This is a genomic window from Paucibacter soli (assembly GCF_037482845.1).
GTDB classification, from domain to species: Bacteria; Pseudomonadota; Gammaproteobacteria; order Burkholderiales; family Burkholderiaceae_C; genus Paucibacter_B; species Paucibacter_B soli.
The window spans coordinates 216,249-242,133 of sequence record NZ_JBBHJW010000001.1 but is presented as its reverse complement, the minus strand read 5'-3'; the positions used below and the strand labels follow the sequence as shown (position 1 = coordinate 242,133).

The 25,885-nt window shown below is 66.8% G+C and carries 27 protein-coding genes; 13 read left to right on the top strand and 14 right to left on the bottom strand.

From position 1 onward, the window contains the following. Nucleotides 1-45: 45 nt before the first annotated feature. From WG898_RS01165 to WG898_RS01155, 3 genes are all read right to left on the bottom strand, one after another. Nucleotides 46-381: a TonB family protein gene (locus WG898_RS01165; protein ID WP_339600948.1), complete on the bottom strand. Its 336-nt coding sequence runs from the start codon at nt 379-381 to the stop codon at nt 46-48. A gap of 46 nt (nt 382-427) precedes the next feature. After that, entirely contained in the window at nt 428-1,981 is a 1,554-nt protein-coding gene (locus WG898_RS01160) for a methyl-accepting chemotaxis protein (protein WP_339600947.1), read from the bottom strand. A 323-nt stretch (nt 1,982-2,304) separates the two neighbouring features. After that, nucleotides 2,305-3,021: a YggS family pyridoxal phosphate-dependent enzyme gene (locus WG898_RS01155; RefSeq protein ID WP_339600946.1), complete on the bottom strand. Its 717-nt coding sequence runs from the start codon at nt 3,019-3,021 to the stop codon at nt 2,305-2,307. Nucleotides 3,022-3,047: 26 nt separating this feature from the next. On the opposite strand from WG898_RS01155, the gene WG898_RS01150 reads away from it, so the two are divergent. Genes WG898_RS01150 through WG898_RS01140 form a run of 3 tightly spaced genes read left to right on the top strand, consistent with a single transcriptional unit; the run spans nt 3,048 to nt 6,168 of the window. Further along, nucleotides 3,048-4,091 carry a type IV pilus twitching motility protein PilT gene (locus WG898_RS01150; RefSeq protein ID WP_339600945.1) on the top strand — a complete coding sequence of 348 codons (1,044 nt, stop codon included), beginning with the start codon at nt 3,048-3,050 and terminating at the stop codon, nt 4,089-4,091. Between the two features lie 30 nt (nt 4,092-4,121). Then, entirely contained in the window at nt 4,122-5,258 is a 1,137-nt protein-coding gene (locus tag WG898_RS01145) for a PilT/PilU family type 4a pilus ATPase (protein WP_339600944.1), read from the top strand. 10 nt (nt 5,259-5,268) lie between these two features. Beyond that, nucleotides 5,269-6,168 (top strand): NAD(P)-dependent oxidoreductase, encoded by a 900-nt coding sequence (locus WG898_RS01140; protein WP_339600943.1) that lies wholly within the window; start codon nt 5,269-5,271, stop codon nt 6,166-6,168. 96 nt (nt 6,169-6,264) lie between these two features. Here the strand turns inward: WG898_RS01140 and WG898_RS01135 are convergent, their stop codons facing one another. The 3 genes from WG898_RS01135 to WG898_RS01125 are packed head-to-tail and all read right to left on the bottom strand — an operon-like array spanning nt 6,265 to nt 7,929. Further along, nucleotides 6,265-6,891: a BON domain-containing protein gene (locus WG898_RS01135; protein WP_339600942.1), complete on the bottom strand. Its 627-nt coding sequence runs from the start codon at nt 6,889-6,891 to the stop codon at nt 6,265-6,267. A 41-nt stretch (nt 6,892-6,932) separates the two neighbouring features. Continuing rightward, nucleotides 6,933-7,517, bottom strand: coding sequence for an SIS domain-containing protein (locus WG898_RS01130; RefSeq protein ID WP_339600941.1), 585 nt, complete (start codon nt 7,515-7,517; stop codon nt 6,933-6,935). Nucleotides 7,518-7,545: 28 nt separating this feature from the next. Then, complete coding sequence (locus WG898_RS01125) at nt 7,546-7,929, bottom strand: YraN family protein (protein ID WP_339600940.1); 384 nt, start codon at nt 7,927-7,929, stop codon at nt 7,546-7,548. Between WG898_RS01125 and rsmI the strand changes: the two genes are divergently transcribed. Beyond that, entirely contained in the window at nt 7,922-8,842 is a 921-nt protein-coding gene (rsmI, locus tag WG898_RS01120) for a 16S rRNA (cytidine(1402)-2'-O)-methyltransferase (RefSeq protein WP_339600939.1), read from the top strand. The genes WG898_RS01125 and rsmI overlap by 8 nt on opposite strands. A 3-nt stretch (nt 8,843-8,845) precedes the next feature. Here rsmI and WG898_RS01115 read toward each other — a convergent pair whose 3' ends face one another. Together WG898_RS01115 and WG898_RS01110 are read right to left on the bottom strand one after the other, a co-directional pair. After that, the gene (locus tag WG898_RS01115) at nt 8,846-9,175 is read right to left on the bottom strand and encodes a hypothetical protein (protein ID WP_339600938.1); all 330 of its coding nucleotides are present in this window, start codon (nt 9,173-9,175) and stop codon (nt 8,846-8,848) included. An 83-nt stretch (nt 9,176-9,258) separates the two neighbouring features. Then, the gene (locus WG898_RS01110) at nt 9,259-10,227 is read right to left on the bottom strand and encodes an NAD-dependent epimerase/dehydratase family protein (protein WP_339600937.1); all 969 of its coding nucleotides are present in this window, start codon (nt 10,225-10,227) and stop codon (nt 9,259-9,261) included. A gap of 107 nt (nt 10,228-10,334) precedes the next feature. Here WG898_RS01110 and WG898_RS01105 point away from each other — a divergent pair, with 107 nt between their 5' ends. From WG898_RS01105 to htpG, 5 genes are all read left to right on the top strand, one after another. Beyond that, the gene (locus WG898_RS01105; RefSeq protein ID WP_339600936.1) at nt 10,335-11,213 is read left to right on the top strand and encodes a LysR family transcriptional regulator; all 879 of its coding nucleotides are present in this window, start codon (nt 10,335-10,337) and stop codon (nt 11,211-11,213) included. 16 nt (nt 11,214-11,229) lie between these two features. Beyond that, nucleotides 11,230-12,693 carry a metalloprotease TldD gene (gene tldD, locus WG898_RS01100; RefSeq protein WP_339600935.1) on the top strand — a complete coding sequence of 488 codons (1,464 nt, stop codon included), beginning with the start codon at nt 11,230-11,232 and terminating at the stop codon, nt 12,691-12,693. Nucleotides 12,694-12,943: 250 nt separating this feature from the next. Next, nucleotides 12,944-14,071, top strand: a complete 1,128-nt coding sequence (locus WG898_RS01095; RefSeq protein ID WP_339600934.1) for a 3-deoxy-7-phosphoheptulonate synthase — start codon at nt 12,944-12,946, stop codon at nt 14,069-14,071. Between the two features lie 35 nt (nt 14,072-14,106). Next, nucleotides 14,107-14,418, top strand: coding sequence for a hypothetical protein (locus tag WG898_RS01090; protein WP_339600933.1), 312 nt, complete (start codon nt 14,107-14,109; stop codon nt 14,416-14,418). Nucleotides 14,419-14,515: 97 nt separating this feature from the next. Then, a complete protein-coding gene (htpG, locus tag WG898_RS01085) occupies nt 14,516-16,396 on the top strand; it encodes a molecular chaperone HtpG (protein ID WP_339600932.1) in 1,881 nt (626 codons plus the stop codon). Nucleotides 16,397-16,405: 9 nt separating this feature from the next. Here the strand turns inward: htpG and WG898_RS01080 are convergent, their stop codons facing one another. The 3 genes from WG898_RS01080 to WG898_RS01070 all read right to left on the bottom strand — a co-directional run bounded on the left by WG898_RS01080 (nt 16,406) and on the right by WG898_RS01070 (nt 19,254). Then, nucleotides 16,406-17,443: a serine/threonine protein kinase gene (locus tag WG898_RS01080; protein ID WP_339600931.1), complete on the bottom strand. Its 1,038-nt coding sequence runs from the start codon at nt 17,441-17,443 to the stop codon at nt 16,406-16,408. 65 nt (nt 17,444-17,508) lie between these two features. Beyond that, a complete protein-coding gene (locus tag WG898_RS01075) occupies nt 17,509-18,357 on the bottom strand; it encodes a DUF2726 domain-containing protein (RefSeq protein WP_339600930.1) in 849 nt (282 codons plus the stop codon). 168 nt (nt 18,358-18,525) lie between these two features. Continuing rightward, the gene (locus WG898_RS01070) at nt 18,526-19,254 is read right to left on the bottom strand and encodes a GNAT family N-acetyltransferase (RefSeq protein ID WP_339600929.1); all 729 of its coding nucleotides are present in this window, start codon (nt 19,252-19,254) and stop codon (nt 18,526-18,528) included. 281 nt (nt 19,255-19,535) lie between these two features. On the opposite strand from WG898_RS01070, the gene rplM reads away from it, so the two are divergent. The 3 genes from rplM to erpA all read left to right on the top strand — a co-directional run bounded on the left by rplM (nt 19,536) and on the right by erpA (nt 20,892). Further along, nucleotides 19,536-19,964, top strand: coding sequence for a 50S ribosomal protein L13 (rplM, locus tag WG898_RS01065; RefSeq protein WP_285230858.1), 429 nt, complete (start codon nt 19,536-19,538; stop codon nt 19,962-19,964). A 9-nt stretch (nt 19,965-19,973) separates the two neighbouring features. Next, nucleotides 19,974-20,366: a 30S ribosomal protein S9 gene (gene rpsI, locus WG898_RS01060; RefSeq protein WP_339600928.1), complete on the top strand. Its 393-nt coding sequence runs from the start codon at nt 19,974-19,976 to the stop codon at nt 20,364-20,366. A gap of 151 nt (nt 20,367-20,517) precedes the next feature. Beyond that, a complete protein-coding gene (erpA, locus tag WG898_RS01055) occupies nt 20,518-20,892 on the top strand; it encodes an iron-sulfur cluster insertion protein ErpA (RefSeq protein WP_339600927.1) in 375 nt (124 codons plus the stop codon). A 47-nt stretch (nt 20,893-20,939) separates the two neighbouring features. On the opposite strand, the gene WG898_RS01050 is transcribed toward erpA, so the two are convergent. After that, nucleotides 20,940-22,052 (bottom strand): anhydro-N-acetylmuramic acid kinase, encoded by a 1,113-nt coding sequence (locus tag WG898_RS01050; protein ID WP_339600926.1) that lies wholly within the window; start codon nt 22,050-22,052, stop codon nt 20,940-20,942. Between the two features lie 25 nt (nt 22,053-22,077). Next, a complete protein-coding gene (locus WG898_RS01045; protein ID WP_339600925.1) occupies nt 22,078-23,463 on the bottom strand; it encodes a peptidoglycan DD-metalloendopeptidase family protein in 1,386 nt (461 codons plus the stop codon). 229 nt (nt 23,464-23,692) lie between these two features. Between WG898_RS01045 and tyrS the strand changes: the two genes are divergently transcribed. After that, nucleotides 23,693-24,973, top strand: coding sequence for a tyrosine--tRNA ligase (tyrS, locus tag WG898_RS01040; RefSeq protein WP_339600924.1), 1,281 nt, complete (start codon nt 23,693-23,695; stop codon nt 24,971-24,973). Here the strand turns inward: tyrS and WG898_RS01035 are convergent. Next, on the bottom strand, nt 24,966-25,871 hold the full coding sequence (locus WG898_RS01035; protein WP_339600923.1) for a 5'-nucleotidase: 906 nt from the start codon (nt 25,869-25,871) through the stop codon (nt 24,966-24,968). The two genes, tyrS and WG898_RS01035, sit on opposite strands and share 8 nt — an antisense overlap. Between the last annotated feature and the right edge of the window lie 14 nt (nt 25,872-25,885).

Sequence of the window (25,885 nt, the reverse complement as noted above, 5' to 3'; positions counted from 1 at the left end):
CCTGCGGTGCAGGGCCTTCCTGGCAGAGGATGTGGCCTGACGCTGTCAATCGTCGTTCTTGAACACCAGCTTGACCTCGTGGCTCTGCTTCTCGCCCGAGGCTTCGAAGCGCCAGTCCATCAGTGCGGCGGTGACGGCCTTGTCGAACACCTTGCGGGGTTCGGCTTCGATGATGTCCACGGCCGAGACCTTGCCGTCCGGCTCGATCGCCATCTTGGCCTTCACGGTGCCGCTGTTGATCGACTTGCGCGAGGCCTCGGCGGGGAATTCGGGCGGCACCTTCTTGACGATCTTCGGCACCGCGGCATGGGCGCTGATGGCCAGGGCCAGCAGGGCGCAGCAGGCGGCGGCGGAACGGGTCAGGTTGTGGAAGGCTTTCATATCGGTTCTTCTCTTCGTTACGGCAGGGAAAGGGTTGGGCCTGTCTTCAGGCGGTGGTGGCGCGGAAGAAACCCACCGCCTCAAGCAGGCGCGAGGAGCTGTTCTTGAGCGCGTCGGTGGAGCGCGAGAGGTCGTCCACCAGGGTGGTGTTCTGTTGCGTGGTGCGGTCCAGCTCGTTCATGGCCTGGTTCACCACGCCCACGCCGCTGGCCTGCTCCTGGGCCGAATGCGAGATTTCCTCGATCAGCTGGCCCATGTTGTTGACCTCGTCGACCACGCTGCGGATGGTGATGCCGGCGTTGTTGACCAGCGCCGTGCCGTTCTCCACCTTCACCGAGGATTCCTGGATCAGCACCTTGATCTCCTTGGCGGCGGCGGCCGAGCGCGAAGCCAGCGCGCGCACCTCGGAGGCCACCACGGCGAAGCCGCGGCCATGCTCGCCGGCACGCGCGGCTTCCACCGCGGCGTTCAGCGCCAGGATATTGGTCTGGAAGGCAATGCCGTCGATCACGCCGATGATGTCGCCGATCTTGCGCGAGCTGCTGCTGATCTCTTCCATCGTTGCGACCACCTGCGAGACCACCTGGCCACCCGCCGAGGCCGACTGGCGTGCCTTGGTGGCGATGCCGGCGGCCTTGCGGGTGAGCTCGCTGGCGCCATGCAGATTCGCGGCAATCTGCTCCACCGACGCGGCAGTGTTCTGCAGGCTGGCGGCCGAGCGCGAGGTGCGGTCGGAGAGGTCGATATTGCTGCCGGCAATCTCGCTGGAGTTCTGTGCCACCTCACCGGCGGCTGAGCTGACGCTGCTGACCACGCCCGAGAGCGCCAACTGCATATCGCGCATGGCGTGCAGCATCTGGCTGAGCTCGTCCGAGCCTTCGGCCTCGATGTGCTGCGATAGATCGCCCGCGCTGATGGCCTGGGCCACGTCCTTGGCCTGGCGCGCCGGCACGACGATGGAGCGTGCGATGGTGATGCCGCCGCCGCCGCCGATCAGCACCGCCAGCACCACCAGCACGGCGGTCACGATGACGGAGTTGCTGGCAATTTCGGCGCCCGACTTGGCCAGATCGCTGGCGCTTTCGAACTGCAGGTCCACCAGGCCCTTGAGGCCGTCCTGATAGGCCTGCTGGGCCGGGCGCACATCGGTGATCAGGCTTTCGCGCGCCTCGTCGGGGCTACCATCCTGCTGCACCTTCTGGAACTTGGCCACCGAGGCGAAGAACTTGGACTGGCGCTCGCGCACCTGGCCCATCAGTTCCTTTTCCTTGGCGCCGTCGAGCGTGGCCTCGAGGCTGGCAAGCTGCTTCTCGCTGTCTTGCAGCGCGGCCTCGATGGCCGCCTTCTGCTTCTTGATCTGGCGTGCTTCATCCAGCAGCAGCAGGTCGCGGGCGGCGCGCGCCACCACGTTGACATTGCCTTCCAAGGCGTTGGCGTTGGCGATCTTCACCAGGCTGGAATTGGCGGTGCGGTCGAGGTCCTTGGACAGGCGATTGGCACTGTAGGCGCCGTAGCTGCCGATCACGATCAGCAGCAGGATCAGCAGGGTGTAGCTCAGCGCCAGGCGTTGCCCGATGCGCAGTTGGGACAGAAGCTTCATCAGAAGTTCCCTCAGGTCGGAGTGATGCGGTCCAGGCGGTCAGCCTGCAGCCGGTTGTCGGAGCCGTCTTGCGGCCGCTTGATACGGGTAAACACGGGAGGGAATCTGGCGCTGTGACATCGGTCGCGAAATCTTCGTCCGCGTGTGAAACGGGTTGCATGGGGCCTGTTGTGAGCGCCCTTGCGGTCGCCTCAACAGCAGGCGGAAGTGTGCCGGCGCACGCGGCGCCGTGACACATTGCAACAATTCGATGCCGTGACGTTTTCCGCGTTCGCGCCGGGCTTGATCCCCCGTTCGGGGGCTTGTTTGCGCCGACCTAGGGTTTACGCGTGGCCCTGTGTTGCGGCCAGCGCGGCGCGGCTGCCGAAGATGGCCGAGCCCACGCGCACGATGGTGGCGCCCTCGGCGATGGCGGCTTCGAGGTCGGCGCTCATGCCCATACTCAGCGTGTCGAGGCTCAGGCCTTGCCGATTCAACTCGGCCAAGGCCTGAGCCAGCGCGCGATGCGGCCGGCGCTGGGTCTCGGAGTCGCCTGCGGGTTCGGGAATGGCCATCAGGCCGCGCAGCCGCAGGCGCGGCAGTGCCGCCACCTGCGCGGCCAGCGCCGGCAGCTCGGCCAGGCTGACGCCACTCTTGCTCGCTTCACCGCTGATGTTCACCTGCAGGCAGACCTGCAGCGGCGCCAGCCCGGCCGGGCGCTGCTCGGACAGGCGCTGTGCGATCTTGAGCCGATCGACGCTGTGCACCCAGTCGAAGGCCTCGGCCACCACGCGCGTCTTGTTGCTCTGCAGCGGGCCGATCAGATGCCACTCCAGCGCCGCGCGCAGGTCGGCGAGTTCGGCGATCTTGTCCAGCCCCTCCTGCACATAGTTCTCACCGAAGCAGCGCGCGCCGGCCGCGTAGGCGGTGCGCACGGCGTCGCCCGAAAACGTCTTGCTGACCGTGAGCAATGTGACGCTTTGCACGGGCCGATGGGCGGTCTCGCAGGCCCTGGCAATGCGCTGGCGCAGTTCTTGTATGTTCCCGGAGATCGTCGCCATAATGGCCCACGCTTTCTGCCCCAATCATGGACATTACCCAACTGCTGGCATTCTCGGTCAAGAACAAGGCCTCCGACCTGCACCTCTCGGCCGGCCTGCCGCCGATGATCCGCGTGCACGGTGATGTGCGCCGCATCAATGTCGAGCCGCTCGAGCACCGCCAGGTGCACGACATGGTCTACGACATCATGAATGACTCGCAGCGCAAGGCCTATGAGGAAACGCTGGAGGTCGATTTCTCCTTCGAGATTCAGGGCCTGGCGCGTTTTCGCGTCAATGCCTTCAACCAGAACCGCGGCGCCGGCGCGGTGTTCCGCACCATCCCGTCGAAGATCCTCACGCTGGAGCAGCTCAACTGCCCCAAGGTGTTTGCCGAGCTGGCGCTCAAGCCGCGCGGCCTGGTGCTGGTGACCGGGCCCACCGGCTCTGGCAAGTCCACCACGCTGGCGGCGATGGTGAACCACTTGAACGAGAGCGAGTACGGCCATGTGCTGACGATCGAGGATCCGATCGAGTTCGTGCACGAGTCCAAGAAATGCCTGATCAACCAGCGCGAGGTCGGCCCGCACACATTGAGCTTCGCGAACGCGCTGCGTTCGGCGCTACGCGAGGATCCTGACGCGGTTCTGGTGGGCGAAATGCGCGACCTGGAAACCATCCGCCTGGCGCTCACCGCGGCCGAGACCGGCCACCTGGTGTTCGGCACCCTGCACACCAGCTCGGCCGCCAAGACGGTGGACCGTATCGTCGACGTGTTCCCCGCGGCCGAAAAGGAAATGGTGCGCGCGATGGTGTCGGAGTCGCTGGTGGCGGTGATCTCGCAAAGCCTGTGCAAGCTCAAGGACGGCAGCGGCCGCGTGGCGGCGCACGAGATCATGCTGGGCACCTCGGCGATCCGCAACCTGATCCGCGAGAACAAGGTGGCGCAGATGTACTCGTCCATCCAGACCGGCAACCAGCAGGGCATGCAGACGCTGGACCAGAACCTCACCGATCTGGTACGGCGCAATGTGATCGCGCCTGCCGAGGCGAGGGCGAAGGCAAAGTTTCCAGAGAATTTCCCTGGCTGAGCACGCGTTTCGGAATTTTAAGGAGTTCGTATGGAACGCGACCAGGCGTCAAAGTTCATCAATGATCTGCTGCGCCTGATGGTGTCGCGTAAGGGCTCGGATCTCTTCCTCACTGCCGACTTCCCGCCCGCCATCAAGGTCGACGGCAAGGTCACCAAGGTTTCGCCGCAGCCGCTCACCGGCCAGCACACCCTGCAGCTGGCGCGTTCCATCATGAACGACAAGCAGGCGGCCGAGTTCGAGCGCACCAAGGAATGCAATTTCGCCATCTCGCCGCAGGGCATAGGGCGCTTCCGCTGCAATGCTTTCATGCAGCAGGGCCATGTGGGCCTGGTGCTGCGCACCATCCCGGCCTCGCTGCCGACGATTGCCTCGCTGGAGCTGCCGCCCATCCTCAACGAGGTGGTGCAGACCAAGCGCGGCCTGGTGATCGTGGTGGGTGCCACCGGCTCGGGCAAGAGCACCACGCTGGCGGCGATGATCGACCATCGCAACGAGAGCACCTACGGCCACATCATCACGATCGAGGACCCGGTCGAGTTCGTGCATCCGCACAAGAACTGCATCGTCACCCAGCGCGAGGTCGGCATCGACACCGACAACTGGGAGATGGCGCTGAAGAACACGCTGCGCCAGGCGCCCGACGTGATCCTGATGGGCGAGATCCGCGACCGCGAGACCATGGAGCATGCGGTGGCCTTTGCCGAGACCGGCCACCTCTGCATGGCCACCCTGCACGCCAACAGCGCCAACCAGGCGCTCGACCGCATCATCAACTTTTTCCCCGAGGAGCGGCGCGCCCAGCTGCTGATGGACCTGTCGCTGAACCTGCGCTCCATCATCTCGCAGCGCCTGCTGCCGCGCCGCGAGGGCAAGGGCCGCGTCGCCGCGGTCGAGATCCTGCTCAACACGCCGCTGATCTCCGACCTGATCTTCAAGGGCGAGGTGGGCGAGATCAAGGAGATCATGAAGCGCTCGCGCGAGCAGGGCATGCAGACCTTCGATCAGGCCCTGTTCGACCTCTACGAGTTCGGCCGCGTCAACTACGAAGACGCGCTGCGCAACGCCGACTCGGTGAACGATCTGCGCCTGCAGATCAAGCTGAACAGCGAACGCGCGCGCAGCGGCGACCTCTCCTCCGGGACCGAGCATCTGAGCATCGTTTAGAGTTGGGTGCATGAACGCACCCGCTCGCAATTACGACCCCATCGCGCCACGCCAGCTGGCGTTTCTCGGCCTCGGCGTGATGGGTTATCCCATGGCCGGCCATCTGGCGCGCGCCGGCCATCGCGTCACGGTCTACAACCGCACGCCGGCCAAGGCCCAGGCCTGGGTGAGCGAGTACGGTGGCGCGAGCGCGCCCACGCCCGCGGCGGCGGCGGCCGGCGCCGAGTTCGTGTTTGCCTGCGTCGGCAACGACGACGATCTGCGCTCGGTGGTGCTGGGCGAGCAGGGCGCCTTCGCCGGCATGGCGGCCGGCGCGGTGTTTGTCGATCACACTACCGCCTCGGCCGAGGTGGCGCGTGAGCTGCACGCAGCCGCGCGCGAACGCGGCCTGCAATTCATCGATGCGCCCGTGTCGGGTGGCCAGGCGGGGGCGGTGAACGGCGCCCTCACGGTGATGTGCGGCGGCGACGCCGAAGCCTTCGCGGCGGCCCAGCCGGTGGCGCTGGCCTTTGCCCGCGCGGTCACCCTGGTGGGTGCGCCCGGCGCCGGCCAGCTCGCCAAGATGGTGAACCAGATCTGTATTGCCGGCCTGGTGCAAGGTCTCGCGGAAGCGATCGCCTTCGGTCAGCAGGCGGGCCTGGACATGAAGCTGGTGCTGGACGTGATCGGCAAGGGCGCGGCGCAGAGCTGGCAGATGGACAACCGCGGCAAGACCATGGTGGACGATCAGTTCAACTTCGGCTTCGCGGTGGACTGGATGCGCAAGGACCTGGGCCTGGTGCTGGACGAGGCGCGCCGCAACGGTGCGCGCCTGCCGGTCACCGCGGTGGTGGACCAGTTCTACGCCGATGTGCAGGCCCTGGGTGGCGGGCGCTGGGATACCTCCAGCCTCATCAAACGGCTGACATAGGGCCCACCCCCTGCGCGCTGCGCTCGCCCCCTCAAGGGGGCGAGCCCGCAGGACCGGCGGAGCCGGATCCTCGGGCTCCGCTGGGTAGACCTTCGCCTACTTCGTCGGTGCGGGTTTCGGTGTAATACGAGCCAGCTCTTCCTCGCTGATGATCTCGAAGGCGCGCACTACCTTCAGCACGCCGCTGACGCCGCGCGCCACTTCGGTGGCGCGATGCGCCTCGCGTTCGGTGACGCGCCCCAACAGGTAGACGTTGCCGCGCTCTACCACCGTGTAGAAGGCGTTGGACATCAGGTCGCGTGCATCGACCAAGCTGGCCTTGACCTTGCCGGCGATGAAGACATCGTTGGAGCGGCTGGAGATCGAACTCAGCATGCCCACGCCCACCTCATTGAGCACGCGGTTGACGTTCTCCACCTGGGCGGCGATCTGCTCGGCGCGCGTGCGGTCTTCGTCGTTGCGGGTCTCACCCGTCAACAGCACCATGCGGTTGTAGCTGTTGACATTGATGTGCACGCGATCGCCCAGCTGCTCGCGCAGGCGGGCGCCGACCTTGAACTCGATGCCCTCGTCTTCCACCTGCGTACCCGAGGTGCGGCGGTCGGTGGCCATCAGCGCGCCGCCCACCATCGCACCGCCCACCACCAGGGGCGCGCAGGCACTGCTCAGCACGGCAGCGGCGAGGGCGCCCAACAAGGCCATGCGGCGAGGGTTCTGGTGCATCGAAGCGATCATGATTGGAGTTTGGTTGGCTTGAGGGGGCGCTATTCGCCAGCGCCCAGCAGTTGCAGATCGACGGCGTCGCAAAGGCAGTGCGCCAGCAGTCGGTGCGCCTCGGCCACGCGGGCCTGGCGGCTGTGCGGCACCTTCAGCTGCACATCGGTGTCGAGCAGCAGGCCGCGGATTTCCTCGTCCTGGCTGCCGGTGAGGGCGATCACGCTCATGTCCTGTGCATGCGCCGCGTCCAGCAAGGGCTTGAGCGCATGGGCGTTGGCGGCCTGGGCCTCGAACAGCAGCAGCAGGTCGCCGGGATGACCAAGGGTCTGGATCTGGCGCGTCAGCGCGGCGGCGCTGTCGGGGGTGCTGGTGCCCAGCTGGGCCTGGGCATCGAGGTTCCAGGCGGCCAGGCCGGGCCGGTCCTGTTCGAAGCGGCCCACCAGCAGGGCCGCCATATAGCTGGCATCCAGCGCCGAGGCGCCGAGGCCGCAGCACAGCACGCGACCCCCGCCGGTGATGCCGTCCACCAGCATTTGCGCCGCGGTGGCGACGGGGCGGGACAGCGCCTCGGCCACTTGGTAGAGCAGGTCGGCGCTTTCGAAGAATTGTTGCTGTATGCGTTGTTCAAGCATGTGGCGGCATCATAAGCGAGCGCAGGGTCTACCCTTGGTCGGCGTCGAAGGCGGCGGGCAACCAGGTGATGGTCTCGCCGTCCAGCGCCAGCACATCGAAACGGCAGGGTGGCGGCGTGGCCTGGCGCAGCAGGTAATGACGGGCCGCGTACACGATGCGACGCTGCTTGGCGCCGCTGACGCTGGCCGCCGCACCGCCATGGCTGGCGCTGGCGCGTGCCCGCACCTCGACGAACACCAGCGTGCCGTCGCGATCCAGCATGATCAGGTCGACCTCGCCGCCGCGTGCATGCGGCCCGCGCGCCACCCGATAATTGCGCCTCACCAGCCTCAAGCCCTGTTGCTGGAGGTAATGCAGGGCGCGGTCTTCGGCCGCATCGCCCTGCGCTTTCGTGGAGCTCCACTTGAACATAGACGCCTCCCTGCTGATGCAGGCCGCCGCTGCGGCGGCTGGCATGCAGCAGTATCCCGCCGCCACGCTGTATGTGGTGGCCACGCCCATCGGCAATCTGGCGGATATGTCCTTCCGTGCCGCCCATGTGCTGGGGCTGGTGGATGCGGTGGCCTGCGAGGACACGCGCGTCAGCGCCGGCCTGATGCGGCATCTGGGCCTGCACAAGCCCTTGATCGCGCTGCACCAGCACAACGAGCATGAGGGCGCGGCCCAGGTGGTGGCGCGCCTGCAGCGCGGCGAGCGGCTGGCCTATATCAGCGATGCTGGCACGCCGGCGGTTTCGGACCCCGGCGCGGTGCTGGTGGCGGCGGTGGCCGCCGCCGGCCTGCGCGTGCTGCCCATTCCGGGCGCCAGCAGCGTGGTGACGGCCTTGAGCGCCAGCGGCGACACCGCCAGCGCCGGATTCCGCTTTGTCGGCTTCCTGCCCACCAAGGCGCAGGAGCGCCGCAACGCGGCCCAGGCCCTGGTGGGGCAGCCCTACAGCCAGGTGCTGTTCGAGGCGCCGCACCGCATCGCGGCGCTGGTCGATTTGCTGGCCGAACTCTGCCCCGGGCAAGACCTGACCCTGTGCCGCGAGCTCACCAAGCAGTTCGAGACGGTCTACACGGCCAAGGCCGCTGCCATGCCCGCCTGGCTGGCGGCGGATGCGCAGCGCGAGCGCGGCGAATTCGTGTTGGTGCTGCATGCGGCGGCGGCGGTGGTGGCCGGCGATACCGAGCTGCCCGAGCCGGCCTTGCGCGCGCTGGAGCTGCTGCTGAACGCCGAGTTGCCGCTCAAGCAGGCCGTGGGCCTGGCGGCGGAACTCAGCGGCGCCTCGCGCAACCGGCTCTACGAGCGGGCTCTCGACATGAAGAAAGCCCGTGATGATTGAGCCTTAGTTCGGCGCGCTGGCGGCCTTGGCGTTGTGCTTGGCATGGTGGATGTCGTGGCCGGCACGGTCCTGCATGCGATGCAGCTTGCGGCGCTCATGCTTGGTCACCACGCCGTCTGCCTTGGCATTGGCCTCGGTCTTGTTGATGGCGGCCTGCTCGCGTTCCAGGCGCAGGGTTTCCCGGCCGGTGAGCGAACCCGAGGCGGCGCCCTGGGCAATGCGGGCCTGCTGCTGGGCCTCACGCTGGTCCACGCGCGGCGTGTTCTGGGCCTGGCTGAGGCCGGCCAGTGCGGACAGCGCAAGCAGGGTGGCGATGCGGATGTTGGTGTTCATCTGAGTGCTCCTGTTGAAGGGTGCACAGACAACGCCAGGCGCCAGTGCTGCGCCGACCTGCGCTCTGTAAAGAAGCGTGAAACTCAGGCCGGCGCCAGGTCGGCATCGCGCAGCAGTTCGCCCAGGCCCAGCTCGCGCAGGCTCTGGCGCAACGCCAGAGCGAGCTCGGTGCGCGGCGGCGTGCCGATGAGCCGGCGCAGCTCGCCGTCATCCAGCGCGTGCGGGCGCTGCCAGAGGTAGCGCATTTCCAGCAGCGCGCGCCAACTCGGCAGCAGCGGCGCGGCCAGGCGGATCAGGCCCCAGGGTAGGCTGCCAGCCTTGATGGGGCGGGCGCAGATGCTTTGCATTGCCTCCAGCAAGACCTGACCCTCGATCGCATGGCCGGCGAAGTGCAGGCGGCGATGGCCTCTGAATTGCTCGCGCTGCGCGGCCAGGCGTACGAAGCAGCGCGCCAGATCGGGCAGATAGGCCCAGGCGTGTTGCACATCCAGCGGCCCAGGGTAGATGAGCTTGCCGCGTCTGAGCCGGCTGGCAATGGCCAGGTCGAACCAGGAGCCGCCCTGCGCGCCGCCGAAGAAATCGCCGGCGCGCAGCACCACCGAGTCCAGCCCCTGGGACGTCGCCATGCTGGCCTCGATGGCGATGCGGATGCGCGCCTTGCCGGTGTTGCCGACCTCGGGCGTGTCGGGCCGCAGCAGGGCGGGCAGCTCGTTGCCAAAGTTGTAGACATTGCCCGGCAGCATCAGCAGCGCGCCCAGACGCAGGGCCAGGTCTTGCGCGGCCTGGGCCAATGGCAGGGCCAGGCGCTCCCATTCGGTGTAGGGCGGGTTCAGTGCATTGATCACCACGCTGGCGCCTTGCGCCGCGTGCAGCAGCTGTGCCGATGCCAGCGCGTCGCCCTTGAGCCACGCCACGCCGCTGGTGGCCGCCAGGGCGGCCGGCAGCGGTTTGCGGCTTAGCGCCAGGGTGCGCCAGCCGGCGTTGGCAAAGGCATGGGTGAGCTGCTGGCCGAGCCGGCCGGCGGCGCCAAGGATCAGAACGGTCTGCTGCATCGGGCCTCGCTGCGATGGATGTTGATGAGCCGAAGTCTGCGGCGGCGCTAGGCTATCCGGAAGTGCTGTAATTGCATGGCCGTCATGCGTCAATGAATAGCCAAGCCATGCCCGTCCCGATCGATTGGTCGCTGCTGCAGTCCTTCCTGGTGCTCGCCGAGGTGGGCTCGTTGAGCCGCGCTGCGCCGCTGCTGGGCTTGAGCCAGCCCAGCCTGAGCCGCCAGCTCGCGGCCTTGGAGCTGCAGCTCGGCCAGAGCCTGTTCGAGCGCCACAGCCGCGGCCTGAGCCTGACCCGCGCTGGGCGGGCCCTGCTGCCAGCCGCAAGACGCATGCGCGAGGGCGCGCAAGACCTGGCCCTCGCGCTGGCCGCGCAGGAGCAGCAACTGGCCGGCACGGTGCGCCTGACCGCCAGCGAGATCGTCAGCGCCCACTTTCTGCCCGAACTGCTGCTGCAGCTGCGCCGGCAGCACCCTGAGATCCAGATCGAGCTGGTGGCCAGCAACGAGGTGGAGAACCTGCTGGAGCGCAGCGCCGATATTGCGCTGCGCATGTTGCGGCCGGCGCAGAGCACCCTGGTGGCACGCAAGCTGGCCGACTGGCCGCTGGGCCTGTATGCGCACCGCCGCTACATCGAGCGTATGGGACTGCCCACGCGCGCGACCATGGCCGAGCACGACTGGCTCGGTTTCGATCAATCCGATCAGCTTTTGCGCGGCTTCACCGCCGCCGGCTTCCAGGTGGGGCGCGAGTTCTTCTGCCTGCGCTGTGACCAGCAGCTCGTGCTGTGGGAGGCGCTGCGTGCCGGTCTGGGCATAGGCGTGGGCATGCAGGCGCTGGCGGCGCGCGACCCCGATCTGCTGCGGGTGCTGCCCGAGGTGGAGGTGCCGCCCCTGCCGCTGTGGCTGACGGCGCACCGCGAGTTGCGCGACACGCCGCGCCTGCGCCTGGTCTTCGATGCCATTGCGAATGCCTGGGGTAGGGCTTGACTCCTACAATCGCCCCATGATTTCGCGCGAACCCACCCTGGCCCGTCTGATCACGGCACGCACCCAACTGCTGGAGCCCTTCGGTCTTACCGAGGCCAGCCTGAGCCAGGCGCTGCGGCTGATCACCGAGCACCGTGTCGACGATGCCGACCTCTATTTCCAGACCACCCGCGCCGAGGGCTGGAGCCTGGAGGAGGGCATCGTCAAGAGCGGCAGCTTCAGCATCGACCAGGGCGTGGGCGTGCGCGCGGTGGCGGGCGAGAAGACCGCCTTTGCCTATTCCGACGACATCTCCGAGGCGGCGCTGCTGGATGCGGCACGCACCGTGCGCACCATCGCTGCGGCCGGGCAGAGCAAGCGCGTCAAGGTGCCCAGCACCTCGACCGTGGCCGGCAGCCGCTCGCTGTACGGCGAGGCCGACCCGATCGCCAGCCTGGACAGCACCGAGAAGGTGGCCCTGCTGGAGCGCGCCGAGCGCATGGCGCGCGCCAAGGACCCGCGCATCGCCCAGGTGATGGCCGGCCTGGCGGCCGAACATGAGGTGGTGCTGATCGCGCGAGCCGATGGCACGCTGGCCGCCGATGTGCGGCCGCTGGTGCGCCTCTCGATCACCGTGATCGCCGAGCAGAACGGCCGCCGCGAGGTGGGCAGCGGCGGCGGTGGTGGCCGCTTCGGCCTGGCCTATTTCACCGACGCCATGATCGCCAGCTATGTGGAGCAGGCGGTCAGCGCCGCGCTCACCAATCTGGAATCACGCCCGGCCCCGGCCGGCGAGATGACCGTGGTGCTGGGCCCGGGCTGGCCCGGCGTGCTGCTGCACGAGGCGGTGGGCCATGGCCTGGAGGGCGACTTCAACCGCAAGGGTTCCAGCGCCTTTGCCGGCCGCATCGGCCAGCGCGTCGCGGCCAAGGGCGTCACGGTGCTGGACGACGGCACGCTGCCGGATCGCCGCGGCTCGCTCAATGTGGACGACGAGGGCTGCGCCTCGCAGCGCAATGTGCTGATCGAGGACGGCATCCTGAAGGGCTATATCCAGGATGCGATGAATGCCCGCCTGATGCGTGTGGCGCCCACCGGCAACGGCCGGCGCGAGAGCTATGCCCATGTGCCGATGCCGCGCATGACCAACACCTATATGCTGGGCGGCGACAAGGACCCGCAGGAGATCATCGCCAGCATGGCCAAGGGCCTGTACGCCACCAACTTCGGTGGTGGCCAGGTGGATATCACATCCGGCAAGTTCGTCTTCTCGGCCAGCGAAGCCTACTGGGTGGAGAACGGCAAGATCCAGTACCCGGTGAAGGGCGCCACCATCATTGGCAACGGCCCCGACGCGCTCACCCGCGTCAGCATGATTGGCAATGACATGGCCCTGGATACGGGCGTGGGCGTGTGCGGCAAGGAGGGCCAGAGCGTGCCGGTGGGCGTGGGTCAGCCGACGCTGCGCATCGACGGCCTGACCGTCGGCGGCACCGCCTGAGTACGCGCGCGGCGCTGATGTCGCGTTGCAACATCGCCCAAACGCCTGCTTGACCGCGCGCCGAGCCAGCTTCTACATTCGAGCCATGCTTTCGCAGAAGTCCTATTTTTTTGGCTTTTTTTGGTTCTCGCACCGCACCGGCGGAGGAGAGGCAAACGCGTAAGCGCCTTGACCGAATCCTACAAAACCGCCGGGTCCCCACCCGGCGGTTTTTTTTCGTCTCTTCTTCATCTCACCACAGGGTCAGCCCATGAACGCCAAGACCGCCACGCCGACGAACCAGGCCGAACGCTGGTACTCGCCGCAGGACAAGACCAGCCAGACCGACGATGAGCGCATCCGCGACATCACGCCGCTGCCGCCGCCGGAACATCTGATCCGCTTCTTCCCGATCCGCGGCACGCCGATGGAGCAGCTGGTGGTGGGCACGCGCCAGAACATCCGCAGAATCATGCAGCGCAAGGATGACCGCTTGCTGGTCATCATCGGCCCCTGCTCGATCCACGACCCGGCCGCGGCGCTGGAGTACGCGCGCCGCCTGCTGGGGCAGCGCGAGAAATACGCCGACACCCTGGAGATCGTGATGCGCGTCTACTTCGAGAAGCCGCGCACCACGGTAGGCTGGAAGGGCCTGATCAACGACCCCTATCTGGACGAGAGCTACCGCATTGACGAGGGCCTGCGCATCGCGCGCCAGCTGCTCCTGGAGATCAACCGCGCCGGCATGCCGGCGGGCTCGGAGTTCCTGGACGTGATTTCGCCGCAGTACATCGGCGACCTGATCTCCTGGGGCGCGATCGGCGCGCGCACCACCGAGAGCCAGGTGCATCGCGAGCTGGCCTCGGGACTCTCGGCGCCGATCGGCTTCAAGAACGGCACCGACGGCAATATCAAGATCGCCACCGACGCGATCCAGGCCGCGGCGCGCCCGCATCACTTCCTCTCGGTGCACAAGAACGGCCAGGTGGCCATCGTCGAGACCAAGGGCAACAGGGACTGCCATGTGATCCTGCGCGGCGGCAAGGCGCCCAACTACGACGCCGAGAGCGTGGCCGCCGCGGCCAAGGACCTGGCCGCCGCCAAGCTCGACGCCGCGCTGATGATCGACTGCTCGCATGCCAACAGCAGCAAGCAGCACCAGCGCCAACTGGAGGTGGCGCGCGATATCGCGGCCCAGCTCAAGGCCGGCAGCAAGAACATTTTCGGCGTGATGGTGGAGAGCCATCTGCACGATGGCGCACAGAAGTTCACCCCGGGCAAGGACGATCCGTCCAAGCTGGAGTATGGCAAGAGCATCACCGACGCCTGCCTGGGCTGGGATGATTCGCTGGAAGTTCTCGAAGTCTTGAGCGAAGCGGTAAAGGCGGCGCGCGGCTGAGCCACAATGGCCCGAACCGTAGCAAGGAGTTGTTCATGCGCAGTGAGGTCAAGGTCGTGTTCGATGCCAACGAGCAGGTCGATCTGGTGGTCGACGCCAGCGAGGTGCTCTCATACGATGCCGCGCGCCAGTGGCTGGACGAGCAGTTCGTCAAGCATGCTTGCGAGCCGATGCGCGGCTCGGGCAAGGTCTTGATCGCCGACAAGATCCTGGCGGTGGCCAATGCCGTGGGGCCGCAGGCCCTGCGCGATCCGGCCTTCGGCCTGGACTATGCGCGCGCCGCCAGCGGTGCCTTGAGCAAGGCCTTGCTGAAGGTGGACATCCCCAAGCTCAGCGTTTCCTACTGACATCCCGCTCTTGAAAGCGCCGCGGGCGTCCCCAGATGCGGGGCGCTGGCGGCGCTTCGCGCTTTCAAATCTCTAGAACCATCGACAAGCACAAGCTATGGAAAAGCAAACTCACTCCTTCCAGGCCGAGGTCAAGCAGATCCTGCACCTGGTCACCCATTCGCTCTATTCCAACAAGGAAATCTTCCTGCGCGAGCTGGTCTCCAACGCGTCGGACGCCTGCGACAAGCTGCGCTTCGAGGCCCTGGACCACGCCCAGTTGTTCGAGGACCAACCGAATCTGGAAGTGCGGGTCTCCTTCGACACCGAGAAACGCACCGTCACCATCAGCGACAACGGCATCGGCATGAGCGCCGAGGAAGCGATTGCCCATCTGGGTACCATCGCCAAGAGCGGCACGCGCGAATTCATGGCCAAGCTGGAGGGCGACCAGAAGAAGGACGCCAACCTGATCGGTCAGTTTGGCGTGGGCTTTTACTCGGGCTTCATCGTGGCCGACCGCATCACGGTGGAAACCCGCCGCGCCGGCCTGAAGGCCGAGGACGGCGTGCGTTGGAGCTCCGAGGGCACCGGCGACTACGAGGTCGAGAGCATCGCCAAGCCCGGCCGCGGCACCGATGTGATCCTGCATCTGCGCGAGGGCGAGGAGGAATTCCTCAAGACCTGGCGCCTCAAATCCATCATCAGCAAGTACTCCGACCATATCTCGCTGCCCATCCTGATGCGCAAGGAAACATGGGATGCGGAGAAGAGCGAGCAGCAGCTGACCGATGAGTGGGAGAGCGTCAACAAGGCCTCGGCCCTGTGGGCCCGCAGCAAGAGCGAGGTGACGCCCGAGCAGTACGAGGAGTTCTACAAGCAGCTCAGCTACGACAGCGAGGCGCCGCTGGCCTATACGCACAACCGCGTGGAGGGCCGCAGCGAATACACCCAGCTGCTCTACATCCCGGCCAAGGCACCCTTCGATCTGTGGAACCGCGACAAGCGCGGCGGCGTCAAGCTCTATGTGAAGCGCGTCTTCATCATGGACGATGCCGAGGCGCTGATGCCCGTGTATCTGCGCTTTGTGAAGGGCGTGATCGATTCGGCCGACCTGCCGCTCAATGTCTCGCGCGAGCTGCTGCAGGAAAGCCGCGATGTGAAGGCGATCCGCGAGGGCTCGACCAAGCGCGTGCTCTCGATGCTGGAATCGCTGGCCGACAGCGAGGACGCCGCCGAACGCACCAAGTACGCGGCCTTCTGGAAGGACTTCGGTGCCGTGCTCAAGGAAGGCATCGGCGAGGACCATCAGAACCAGGAGCGCCTGGCCAAGCTGTTCCGCTTTGCCTCCACCCAGGCCGACGAGGGCGTGAGCTTTGCCGACTATGTCTCGCGCATGAAGGAAGGCCAGGACGTCATCTACTACATCACCGCCGACAGCCTGGCGGCCGCCAAGAACAGCCCGCAGCTGGAGATCTTCCGCAAGAAGGGCATCGAGGTGCTGCTGCTGGTGGACCGTGTCGACGAGTGGATGCTCTCGCACCTCTACGAGTTCGAGGGCAAGAGTCTGCAGTCGGTGGCCAAGGGCGCGGTGGATCTGGGCAAGCTGCAGGACGAGGCCGAGAAGAAGGCCGCCGAGGAAGCCGCCGAGCATTTCAAACCGGTGCTGGAGCGCCTGAAGGAAGCGCTGAAGGACCGCGCCAAGGATGTGCGCGTGACCACCCGCCTGGTCGACTCACCCGCCTGCATCGTGGTGGAAGAGGGCGATATGAGCGCCCACCTGGCGCGCATGCTCAAGCAGGCCGGCCAGAACGCGCCGGCAAGCAAGCCCACGCTGGAGGTGAATGCCGAGCATGCGCTGGTGAAGAAGCTCGATGGCAGCGCGCATTTCGACGCGCTGGCCCAGGTGCTGTTCGACCAGGCCTTGCTGGCCGAGGGTGGACAGCTGGAAGACCCGGCCGCCTATGTGCGGCGTGTCAACGCGCTCTTGCTGGCCTAAGCAGGCGTTTCAGCGGAAACCGGCGTCGAACTCGAAGTCATCGTCGTCGCCGGCAGCGTCCGGCGGCGGTTCGTCCGCCGGCCGCATCGCCTCCAGCTGCTCGCGCAGCTTGGCCACCTGGTCGTGCCAGTAGTTGGGTGTGCCGAACCAGGGGAAGGCGATCGGGAAGGCCGGGTCGCCCCAGCGCTTGGCCAGCCAGGCGCTGTGGTGAATCATGCGCAGGGTGCGTAGCGCCTCGACCAGGCCGAGCTCGCGGTGGTCGAACTCGGCCACCGATTCATAGCCTTCCAGCACGCAGGCAAGCTGCTGGCGCGCGGCCATCTCGTCGCCCGAGAGCAGCATCCACAGATCCTGTACCGCCGGGCCGGTGGCGGCATCGTCCAGGTCGACGAAATGCGGGCCCTTGTCCGGTGTCCAGAGGATGTTGCCGGGATGGCAGTCGCCATGCAGGCGTAGCAGGCGCAGGTCGGGGATGGCGTCGAAGGCCTGCTGGATACGCTCCAGGCAGGCATCGACCACGGCCTGCCAGGCCGGCGCGATTTCCAGCGGCACGCTCTGGTGCTGCAGCAGCCAGTCGCGCGCCAGCACGCCCGGCTCGGCACCCGCCCAGCGCAGCCGGTGCGCGAAGGGTTGGCGACGCCCCACGCCATGCAAACGCGCCAGCAGCCGGCCTATCCAGGTCAGCACCTCGGGGTCTTCGAGTTCGGGCGCCCGCCCGCCCTGGCGCGGCGTGACGGCAAAGCGCTGGCCCTGGTAATGCGCCAGCGTGGACTGCCCGGCCAGCAGCCAGGGTGCCGCCACCGGCACCTCGGCGTACTCCAGTTCGTGCGCAAAGCCATGCTCCTCAAGGATTTGCGCATCGCTCCAGCGGCCCGGCCGGTAGAACTTGGCCACCGCAATGCGGCCATCCTCCAGATGCACTTGCAGCACCCGGTTCTCATAGGAGTTGAGCTGCAGCATGCGGCCGTCGGCGCGCAGGCCCACCGAGTCCAGCGCGTCGAGCATGAACTCCGGGGTCAGGGTGGCAAAGCTGGTGTCTGGTGTCATGAGCGAGAAAACAAAAACGGCGCCGACCTGGGGTCTGGCGCCGCTCTGTGAAGCCGGTGCGTAGCCTAGCGTCTGCCGTATCGGGGCGAGTCTATGACAACGCCGACGATGTCGTTGGGCGCTTCGTCGGGATATTGCGAATCGCCGGCCATGGTGTCGGGCAGGGTGGAGCGCTGTGAGCGGACCTCCTGCAGTGCGGCGAGTTCGCGGCGGCTGCGCTGCAGGCCGTCCTGGCCGGTCAGCGAGTCGTAGCGGCTGTCGGGCGCGAAGAAGGAATCGTTGAACACGGCAGAGTCCTGCCACAGTCCATTGCGGCTGGAGCGGCGCGGTGTGCTGCTGCTGATGCCGGTACTGCGGCCCACGCTACGGCCACCATGCGGCGACTGCGAGGGCGTGGCCGGCGCAGGCTGCGGGCCGCGCGAGCTGTTGTTGCTGAAGGGCACCAGCAGTTGCAGTTCGGCGGCGCTGGGCAGGTTGTCGATCGGGCAGCGCAGATAGCGCACCCGGCAGGCGGCCAGCACCGATTGCTTGATCTGCAGGCTGCGGCCCGAGCCGTTGCGTTCGTTGTCCAGGTCCACCGCGGCGAGTACGCGGCCGTTCGGGCTGCAGATCGCGAAACTGACATGGGTGGCGCCCAGCAGGTCGTACCAGTAGCGCACTTCCTTGGCCTCGGTGGGCTGGCAGAAGCGCACCAGCGGCAGCTTGGACAGCACCACATGGTGCGGCAGGGCTTCCTTGAGCAGGCGGAACACGCGGCGTTCATCGGCGCTGAAGACCGGCCGGGCCGTGAGGGACCATTCCGTGGGCAGTGGCTTGGCAGATGCCTTCGGGCGGCGCAGCACCCAGAGCAATGCCATCGCCAGCATGCCCAGGCCTGAAACCAGCGCGATGATCCACGGAACGGTGGCTTGCATGTCCCTCGTGAACTCGTTGGGTGAAGCAGGCGCCCGGGGTCAAGCGCCCGCCGTGTTGACCGAATGTAACGGATCCACGTGACACCGGCCTCCGGTGCTACCCCCGTAAGGAGGGGGAGGTTGAACCCGGATTTGTGCTTGCAATGGGCGTATTGCGCCCGGCGGCCGCTATTGCTTGGCGGCCTTGCCGGCGCTGTCGTAATTGGACTTGACCTCGGCAACGCCGTCGATCAGCTCCCCGAGCACGCGCGCATGGCGCTTGAACTGGAAGTCCAGTTCGGCCAGGTGGCGCTCGATCGCCTCGCCCACATGCGAGGAGACCGAATCGGGCGGCAGGCGCAGCCAGGCCTCCGACTCGCCGCCGTCGCGCTCCACCGTGGCGCCGGCATTGCGCGCGATCTTGAGCATGGGCGCGTTCTCGCTCAGTGCGTGGATGAACATGGTCTCGATGCCGCGGTTGCGGGCGTGCAGGGCGGCATGCTCGAACAGGCGAGCGCCGAAGCCGCGGCCGCGCGCGCTTGGCAGCACCGATACGCCGAACTCGGCCATCGCCGGCTTGCCCTGACGCTGGGGCGCCGGCTCGTAGGCCAGGTGGGCCATGGCCACCAGTTGGAGCCGCCGATTGAAGATGCCGAACACCTCGTCGCGCTCGAAATCCAGCGAGTTGGCATAGCGCGAGATCTGCTCGTCGGAGGCCGGGTAGCCGAAGCGCAGATAGCGATCGCGCTCGGTGAGTGCCAGCAGGTGGTCGTTGATGCGATGACGATGCCGGCGCGCCAGCGAGCGTATCGGCACCCAGGAGGCAAAGCGCTGCAGGGCGGCAACTGGCCCCCAGGCGGCGGGCGCGGGCTCGCTGATGGCGGGATCGGCAAGAGCCGAGGGTTCGCGCGAACTCATGGACTTGCTCCAGGGGCTACGTAGAAACCCGCATGGTACCGGAGACCGCGGAACTGGCCTCGAGCGCGAACTCTAGGGCGGGCTTGGCCATGCCCGGATTCGCTGGTACACTTGCGGGCTTTCCCGTATTTGGCTGCGGGGAAGAAGTCCTTGTTGCTGGAGTGAGAGGCTGCATGCGCGGGTCAAACCGCACGAACAAGCAGCACCGAACCAGGCGCAGGGGCTGAATCAGCCAATAGACCGCCGGCTTCAGTTTGTGGCCGGCAAATCGAAAGAAACTCATGAAGACCTTCAGCGCCAAGCCGGCCGAGGTGACGCACGAGTGGTTTGTGATTGACGCCACCGACAAGGTGCTCGGACGTGTTGCCAGCGAAGTGGCACTCCGTTTGCGCGGCAAGCACAAGGCCATTTACACGCCTCACGTGGATACCGGCGATTTCATCGTCATCATCAACGCAGACAAGCTGCGCGTGACCGGCAACAAGGCCACCGACAAGGTGTACTACCGTCACAGCGGCTTCCCTGGTGGCATCTACGCCACCAAGTTCAAGGACATGCAAGCCAAGCATCCGGGCCGTGCCCTGGAGAAGGCTGTCAAGGGCATGCTGCCCAAGGGTCCGTTGGGCTATGCCATGGTGAAGAAGCTGAAGGTGTACGCAGGTGGTTCGCACCCGCACGCCGCCCAGCAGCCCAAGGCTCTGGAAATCTAAGGAGCGGTGATGATCGGAAACTGGAACTATGGTACCGGCCGCCGCAAGTCGTCGGTCGCACGTGTCTTCATCAAGAAGGGCACGGGCCAAATCACCATCAATGGCAAGGCCATCGTTGATTATTTCGGCCGTCAAACGTCCATCATGATCGCCAAGCAGCCCCTGCTGCTGACGAACAATGGCGAAGCCTTCGACATCAAGGTGAACGTTCACGGTGGTGGCGAGTCGGGTCAGGCCGGTGCCGTGCGCCACGGCATCACCCGCGCGCTGATCGACTACGACGCAGCCCTGAAGCCCGAACTGAGCCGCGCCGGCTTCGTCACGCGTGATGCGCGTGAAGTCGAGCGTAAGAAGGTCGGTCTGCACGGTGCACGTCGCCGGAAGCAGTTCAGCAAGCGCTGATCGACACTTCTGCTTGGCCTCTGGTGGCCAAGCACGCAACAAGGCCGCGCAAGCGGCCTTGTTTCATTTCCGCCGCCAATAACCGTGGCGAGCCAAGGGCAAGCCCTTGGTGCGCGATAATCCGATCAATTCATTTCGCAGGAAGCACAGCATGAGCGCAGTTCTCGAATCCACGATGGCCGGCCCCAGCGATATCCCGGCGCCGCTGATCTTCACCGACAGCGCGGCCGAGAAGGTGCGCGATCTGGTGGCCGAGGAAGGCAATCCGGAGCTGAAGCTGCGCGTGTTCGTGCAGGGTGGCGGATGTTCGGGCTTCCAGTACGGCTTCACCTTCGACGAGGCCGTCAACGAGGACGACACCGCGATGAACAAGAACGGCGTGACGCTCTTGATCGACGCGATGAGCCTGCAGTACCTGATGGGTGCCGAGATCGACTACAAGGAAGACCTGCAGGGTGCGCAGTTCGTGATCAAGAATCCGAACGCGACCACCACCTGTGGCTGCGGTTCGAGTTTCTCGGCCTGAGGCTCGGCCCTGCGTCAGCAAGCCGCCTGCGGGCGGCTCTTGCGTTTCTAGGCCGGGTAGAGCGCACCCAGCACGCGCGCGCCGCGCGCGCCGGTGACGCTGGCGAGATTGCCCGGCTGATGCTGCATGAAGCGATGCGCCAGCCAGGCGAAGGCGGCGGCCTCCACCTGCATCGCCGGCAGGCCGCGCGCATCGGTGGCCAGCACTGCCCGGCCGGGCAGCAGGGCCTGCAGGGCGGCCATCAGGCGCGTGTTGAGCGCACCACCGCCACAGACCAACAACTCCGCCGCCGCAGCGCCGCCGTATTGCAGCAGGCTGCTGGCACAGCATTGCGCGCTCAGTTGCAGCAGGGTGGCTTGCACGTCGACGGCGGCGGCATCGGACGCATGCTGCGCCAGCAGCGCGTCCAGCCAGCGCTCGTTGAACAGATCGCGTCCGGTGCTACGCGGAGGCGCCTGGCGAAAATAGGGTTCGGCCAGCATCGCGGCCAGCAGCGCAGGCAAGACCTGGCCCTGGGCGGCCCAGGCGCCCGCGGCGTCATAGGCCAGGCCCTGGTGGCGCGCGATCCATAAATCCATCAGGCAGTTGCCCGGCCCGCAATCGAAGCCGCCGATGCGACCATCGCCATGCAAGAGGCTGAGATTGCTGATGCCGCCGATGTTCAGTACCGCCACGTCGGCATCGCTGCGGCCAAACAAGGCCTGGTGGAAGGCGGGGACCAAGGGGGCGCCTTGCCCACCGGCGGCCAGGTCGCGGCTGCGGAAATCGCACACCACGGCTATGCCGCTCAGCTCGGCCAGCAGGGCGCCGTTGAGCAATTGGCTGGTATAGCCGCAGCCATCGAATTCGCCGGGCCGGTGGCGCACCGTCTGCCCATGGGCGCCCAGCGCGCTGATGTCGGCAGCATGGTGGCCACTCTGGCTCAGCAGTTCGCCAACCAGGGAAGCGTAGCTGCGCGCCACGCCGTTGGCCGCCAGCGCGGCACGATGCAGCTCATTGCTGCCAGGGCTGTTGAGCGCCAGCAGTTCGCTGCGCAAGGTGTCGGGAAAGGGCTGGTGGCGATGCGCCAGCACCTGCATGCTTCCATCGGCGCCGAAGCGTCCGAGCGCCGCGTCCACCCCGTCCAGCGAGGTGCCGGACATCAGTCCGATATAGAGCACGGCGCGCCTCGGCGGTTCGTCTTGCTCAGTCGGCGCCGCTGACGCCTTCGCCGATGGATTCGGCCACTGCCAGCTGCGTCCTCGCCCCCGCCACGGTCTGCATGAAATTGGCACGTGCGGTGGCCGGCAGGGTGATGGCCTCGGAGGCGCGCGCAATCGCGCGCGGGTCCTGGTGCTGGCCACGCACACGGAACTCGAAATGCAGATGCGGGCCGGTGGCCCAGCCGGTGGCGCCCACGGCACCGATCTTCTGGCCCTGCTCGACGCGCTGGCCCTTCTTTACGTCGATGCGGCTCAGGTGTGCGTAGACGGTGGTGCGGTCGCCGCTATGGCGCAGATGGATGACGTTGCCGAAGCCGTTCTGCCAGCCGGCGAAGTCCACCGTGCCGTCGCCGACGCTGCGCACCGCGGTGCCGCTGGGGGCGCCGTAATCGGTGCCCAGATGCTGGCGCCAGGTCTGCAGAATCGGGTGGAAGCGCATCGCAAACCCGGAGGTCACGCGCGAAAACTCCATCGGGCTGGCCAGGAAGGCGCGGCGCTTGCTCTGGCCGTCGAAGGCGTAATAGCTGCCCTTGCCGCTGGCCGGGTCCTTGAACCACAGGGCCGAGTAGGTCTTGCCGTTGTTGACGAATTCGCCTGCCACTACGCGTCCGGCCGCGCTGTCCCAGTTGATCGGCTCGCCATCTGCGGTGAGGGTCTCGTAGACGATGGAGAAACGATCGCCCTTGCGCAGTTCGCGATGGAAATCGATGTCGCCCGAGAACATGTCGGCCATCTGCGACGCCACGCCATCGGGGATGTTGGCCTCGTCGGTGGCGGCGAACAGCGAGCTGCGGATGGTGCCGCTGCCCAGCCGGATTTGGGTTTCCAGCGCCGCGCTCTCCAGCTTGGCGGCAAAGCCGCCAGCGGCCACGCGGCCGATGCTCAGGCGGCTGAAATGGGTGGATTGCTGCTCGGCCTTCTCGGCCGGGAAGCGCGCCACCAGGCTTTCGACCACACCAGCGGCGTTGGCGGTCAGCTGCACCATCTTGCCGGCGCGGCCCTGCAGCAGGCGCTTGGCGGTGGGGTCGCTGCGCAGGAACTGCGCAAAGGCCGGGTCGTAGGCGCCCAGGCGCTTGAGCAGGCTGTCGGCGGTGTCGCTGGCGCGGGTGAATTCGTTGCGGGTCAGGCCGATCTGGTGGCTGGCCAAGGCGGTCAGCTGCTCCTCCAGGTCCGGCACCTGCACGGCCTGGCTGATCTGGCGCTGGGGCAGGTCTTGCGCATCGGGCGCCAGCGGTGCAATACCGAAGGCGGTGACGGCAAAGCCGCTCAGCAGCGTCACCACCGTGCCGGTGAGCGCGCGCGGATGCCGAGCGGCAAAGGCTTCGGCTCGCGCCAGAGCCTTTTTGATCTCGAATATCCAGTCGGTCACGCTCAAAGAACCCAAGGTCTTGTTGTTGTACGGGCCCCTACAAACCGGCCCTGCAGATCGGACGCCGCGGGGCGTCCACTAGAATCGCATCGCTGCTGCGGCGCCCCTCACCGGTCCGTCCGCCTACAAATGGAGCCGCGAGTATACCCAGGCGATCGCGGCGTCAACGCCTAGAAAACCCGACAAATCAAGGCTTTACCTCTGCCAAGAGGGGGCCAGAGCATGCCCTATGTCCGCATCCCGAACTACCCCGACCGCCGTCCCCGCCGCCACCGCCCATGAGGCCAAGGCCGCGCCGCGCTACCCGGTGACGGACAAGGTCGAGGAGGCCTTGCGCATCTCCCTGCGTGGTTGCGAGGAGTTGCTGCCCCAGGCGGACTGGCTGCAGAAGCTGGCCCGCTCGGAAGCCACCGGCCAGCCGTTGCGTATCAAGCTGGGCCTGGACCCGACCGCGCCCGACATCCATATCGGCCACACGGTGGTGCTCAACAAGATGCGCCAGCTGCAGGACCTGGGGCATCAGGTGATCTTCCTGATCGGCGACTTCACCTCCATGATCGGCGACCCCTCGGGCCGCAACAGCACGCGCCCGCCGCTCACCAAGGAGCAGATCAAGGCGAATGCCGAGACCTATTACGCCCAGGCCAAGTTGGTGCTGGACCCGGCCCGCACCGAGATCCGCTACAACAGCGAATGGAGCGAGCCGCTGGGCGCCAGCGGCATGATCCAGCTGGCCGCCAAGTACACGGTGGCGCGCATGATGGAGCGCGATGACTTCGCCAAGCGCTTCGCCAGCCAGACCCCGATTTCGGTGCACGAGTTCCTCTACCCGCTGATGCAGGGCTATGACTCGGTGGCGCTGCAGAGCGATCTGGAGTTGGGCGGCACCGACCAGAAGTTCAACCTGCTGATGGGCCGCCATCTGCAGCAGGAGTACGGCCAGGAGCCGCAGTGCATTCTGACCATGCCGCTGCTGGAGGGCCTGGACGGCATCGAGAAGATGTCCAAGTCCAAGAACAACTACATCGGCATCACCGAGCCGGCCAACAGCATGTTTGCCAAGGTGCTCTCGATCAGCGATGTGCAGATGTGGAAGTGGTTCGATCTGCTGTCCTTCCGCTCGATCGAGGAGATCTCCGCGCTGAAGGCCGAGGTGCTGGCGGGGCGCAACCCCAAGGATGCCAAGGTGCTGCTGGCCAAGGAGATCACTGCGCGCTTCCACAGCGCCGCGGCGGCCGATGCCGCCGAGCAGGACTTCAACAACCGCGCCAAGGGCGGCATCCCCGACGACATCCCCGAGCTGGCGCTGGCCGGCGCGCCGCTGGGCATTGCCGCGGTGCTCAAGGCCGCGGGCCTGGTGGCCTCGGGCAGCGAGGCCGCGCGCATGGTGGAGCAGGGCGGCGTGCGCGTGGACGGCACGGTGATCAGCGACAAGGGGCTGAAGCTTGAGGCCGGTACGGTGGTGGTGCAGGTGGGCAAGCGCAAGTTTGCGCGCGTGACGCTCAGCTAGGCTGGTTTTTCACCCCACCGGCCACGTGCCCTGACGGCACATGGGCGCTGGCGCTGCGGATGTGGCCGGCCTGGTCGTCGAAGAAGAAGTCGGGCTCGAACTCGCGCAGGAATTCACCCTTGTCCAGACCGCCCAGGAACATCGCCTCGTCGACCTCGATCTGCCAGTCCATCAGGGTGCGGATGGCGCGCTCATGCGCCGGTGCGCTGCGCGCCGTCACCAGGGCGGTGCGCACCTTCATGCCGCCGCGGGGATCGCGCTGCAGCCCATGCAGGGCCTCCAGCACCGGCTTGAAGGGGCCGGCCGGCAGCGGGCGCAGCACATGCTCGCGTTCATGCTGCTGGAAGGCGTCCAGCCCCTCGCGCTGGAACACCAGCTCGGCCTCGTCGGAGAACAGCACCGCATCGCCGTCGAAGGCGATGCGCAGCTCCTTGGGGTGGGCCTCCGAGGCATGGGCCGCATAGGGCACCACGCGCGCCGCCGCCACGCCCGCCGCCAGGGCCGAACGCACATCGTCTTCGTTGGCCGAGAGGAAGAGCTGCGCATTCAGCGGCCGCAGATAGCGCCAGGGGCTCTGCCCGCGCGTGAACACGCCGCGCTGGATGTCCAGGCCATGGGCCTTGGCCGAGCGGAACACGCGCATGCCGGAGATCGGGTCATTGCGCGAGAGCACCACCACCTCCACGCGCGGTGTGGCCTCGCCTTCATTGAAGGCCATCAGCTTGTGCACCAGTGAAAAGGCCACGCCGGGCTTGGCGGGCAGATCCAGGCGCAGTTGCTGCAAGGCCATATAGGCGCGGTCGTCGCCGTCCTCGAAGAGCTGGTTCTCTTCTTCGAAGTCGAACAGGGCGCGCGAGGAGATGGCGACGACGAGTTGTCCGGCAAGGCTCTTAGGCATGCCGGGATCATAGG

Excerpts from the sequence above, each read along its gene's own strand:
- WG898_RS01035 (WP_339600923.1), bottom strand. The coding sequence starts at position 25,871 with ATGCCTAAGAGCCTTGCCGGACAACTCGTCGTCGCCATCTCCTCGCGC.
- htpG (WP_339600932.1), top strand. The coding sequence starts at position 14,516 with ATGGAAAAGCAAACTCACTCCTTCCAGGCCGAGGTCAAGCAGATCCTG.
- WG898_RS01095 (WP_339600934.1), top strand. The coding sequence starts at position 12,944 with ATGAACGCCAAGACCGCCACGCCGACGAACCAGGCCGAACGCTGGTAC.
- WG898_RS01110 (WP_339600937.1), bottom strand. The coding sequence starts at position 10,227 with ATGCAGCAGACCGTTCTGATCCTTGGCGCCGCCGGCCGGCTCGGCCAG.
- WG898_RS01150 (WP_339600945.1), top strand. The coding sequence starts at position 3,048 with ATGGACATTACCCAACTGCTGGCATTCTCGGTCAAGAACAAGGCCTCC.
- erpA (WP_339600927.1), top strand. The coding sequence starts at position 20,518 with ATGAGCGCAGTTCTCGAATCCACGATGGCCGGCCCCAGCGATATCCCG.
- tyrS (WP_339600924.1), top strand. The coding sequence starts at position 23,693 with ATGTCCGCATCCCGAACTACCCCGACCGCCGTCCCCGCCGCCACCGCC.
- WG898_RS01160 (WP_339600947.1), bottom strand. The coding sequence starts at position 1,981 with ATGAAGCTTCTGTCCCAACTGCGCATCGGGCAACGCCTGGCGCTGAGC.
- WG898_RS01125 (WP_339600940.1), bottom strand. The coding sequence starts at position 7,929 with ATGTTCAAGTGGAGCTCCACGAAAGCGCAGGGCGATGCGGCCGAAGAC.
- WG898_RS01070 (WP_339600929.1), bottom strand. The coding sequence starts at position 19,254 with ATGAGTTCGCGCGAACCCTCGGCTCTTGCCGATCCCGCCATCAGCGAG.
- WG898_RS01130 (WP_339600941.1), bottom strand. The coding sequence starts at position 7,517 with ATGCTTGAACAACGCATACAGCAACAATTCTTCGAAAGCGCCGACCTG.
- rplM (WP_285230858.1), top strand. The coding sequence starts at position 19,536 with ATGAAGACCTTCAGCGCCAAGCCGGCCGAGGTGACGCACGAGTGGTTT.
- tldD (WP_339600935.1), top strand. The coding sequence starts at position 11,230 with ATGATTTCGCGCGAACCCACCCTGGCCCGTCTGATCACGGCACGCACC.
- WG898_RS01080 (WP_339600931.1), bottom strand. The coding sequence starts at position 17,443 with ATGACACCAGACACCAGCTTTGCCACCCTGACCCCGGAGTTCATGCTC.
- WG898_RS01135 (WP_339600942.1), bottom strand. The coding sequence starts at position 6,891 with ATGCACCAGAACCCTCGCCGCATGGCCTTGTTGGGCGCCCTCGCCGCT.
- WG898_RS01140 (WP_339600943.1), top strand. The coding sequence starts at position 5,269 with ATGAACGCACCCGCTCGCAATTACGACCCCATCGCGCCACGCCAGCTG.
- WG898_RS01090 (WP_339600933.1), top strand. The coding sequence starts at position 14,107 with ATGCGCAGTGAGGTCAAGGTCGTGTTCGATGCCAACGAGCAGGTCGAT.
- WG898_RS01115 (WP_339600938.1), bottom strand. The coding sequence starts at position 9,175 with ATGAACACCAACATCCGCATCGCCACCCTGCTTGCGCTGTCCGCACTG.
- WG898_RS01155 (WP_339600946.1), bottom strand. The coding sequence starts at position 3,021 with ATGGCGACGATCTCCGGGAACATACAAGAACTGCGCCAGCGCATTGCC.
- WG898_RS01165 (WP_339600948.1), bottom strand. The coding sequence starts at position 381 with ATGAAAGCCTTCCACAACCTGACCCGTTCCGCCGCCGCCTGCTGCGCC.
- WG898_RS01145 (WP_339600944.1), top strand. The coding sequence starts at position 4,122 with ATGGAACGCGACCAGGCGTCAAAGTTCATCAATGATCTGCTGCGCCTG.
- rpsI (WP_339600928.1), top strand. The coding sequence starts at position 19,974 with ATGATCGGAAACTGGAACTATGGTACCGGCCGCCGCAAGTCGTCGGTC.
- WG898_RS01105 (WP_339600936.1), top strand. The coding sequence starts at position 10,335 with ATGCCCGTCCCGATCGATTGGTCGCTGCTGCAGTCCTTCCTGGTGCTC.
- WG898_RS01075 (WP_339600930.1), bottom strand. The coding sequence starts at position 18,357 with ATGCAAGCCACCGTTCCGTGGATCATCGCGCTGGTTTCAGGCCTGGGC.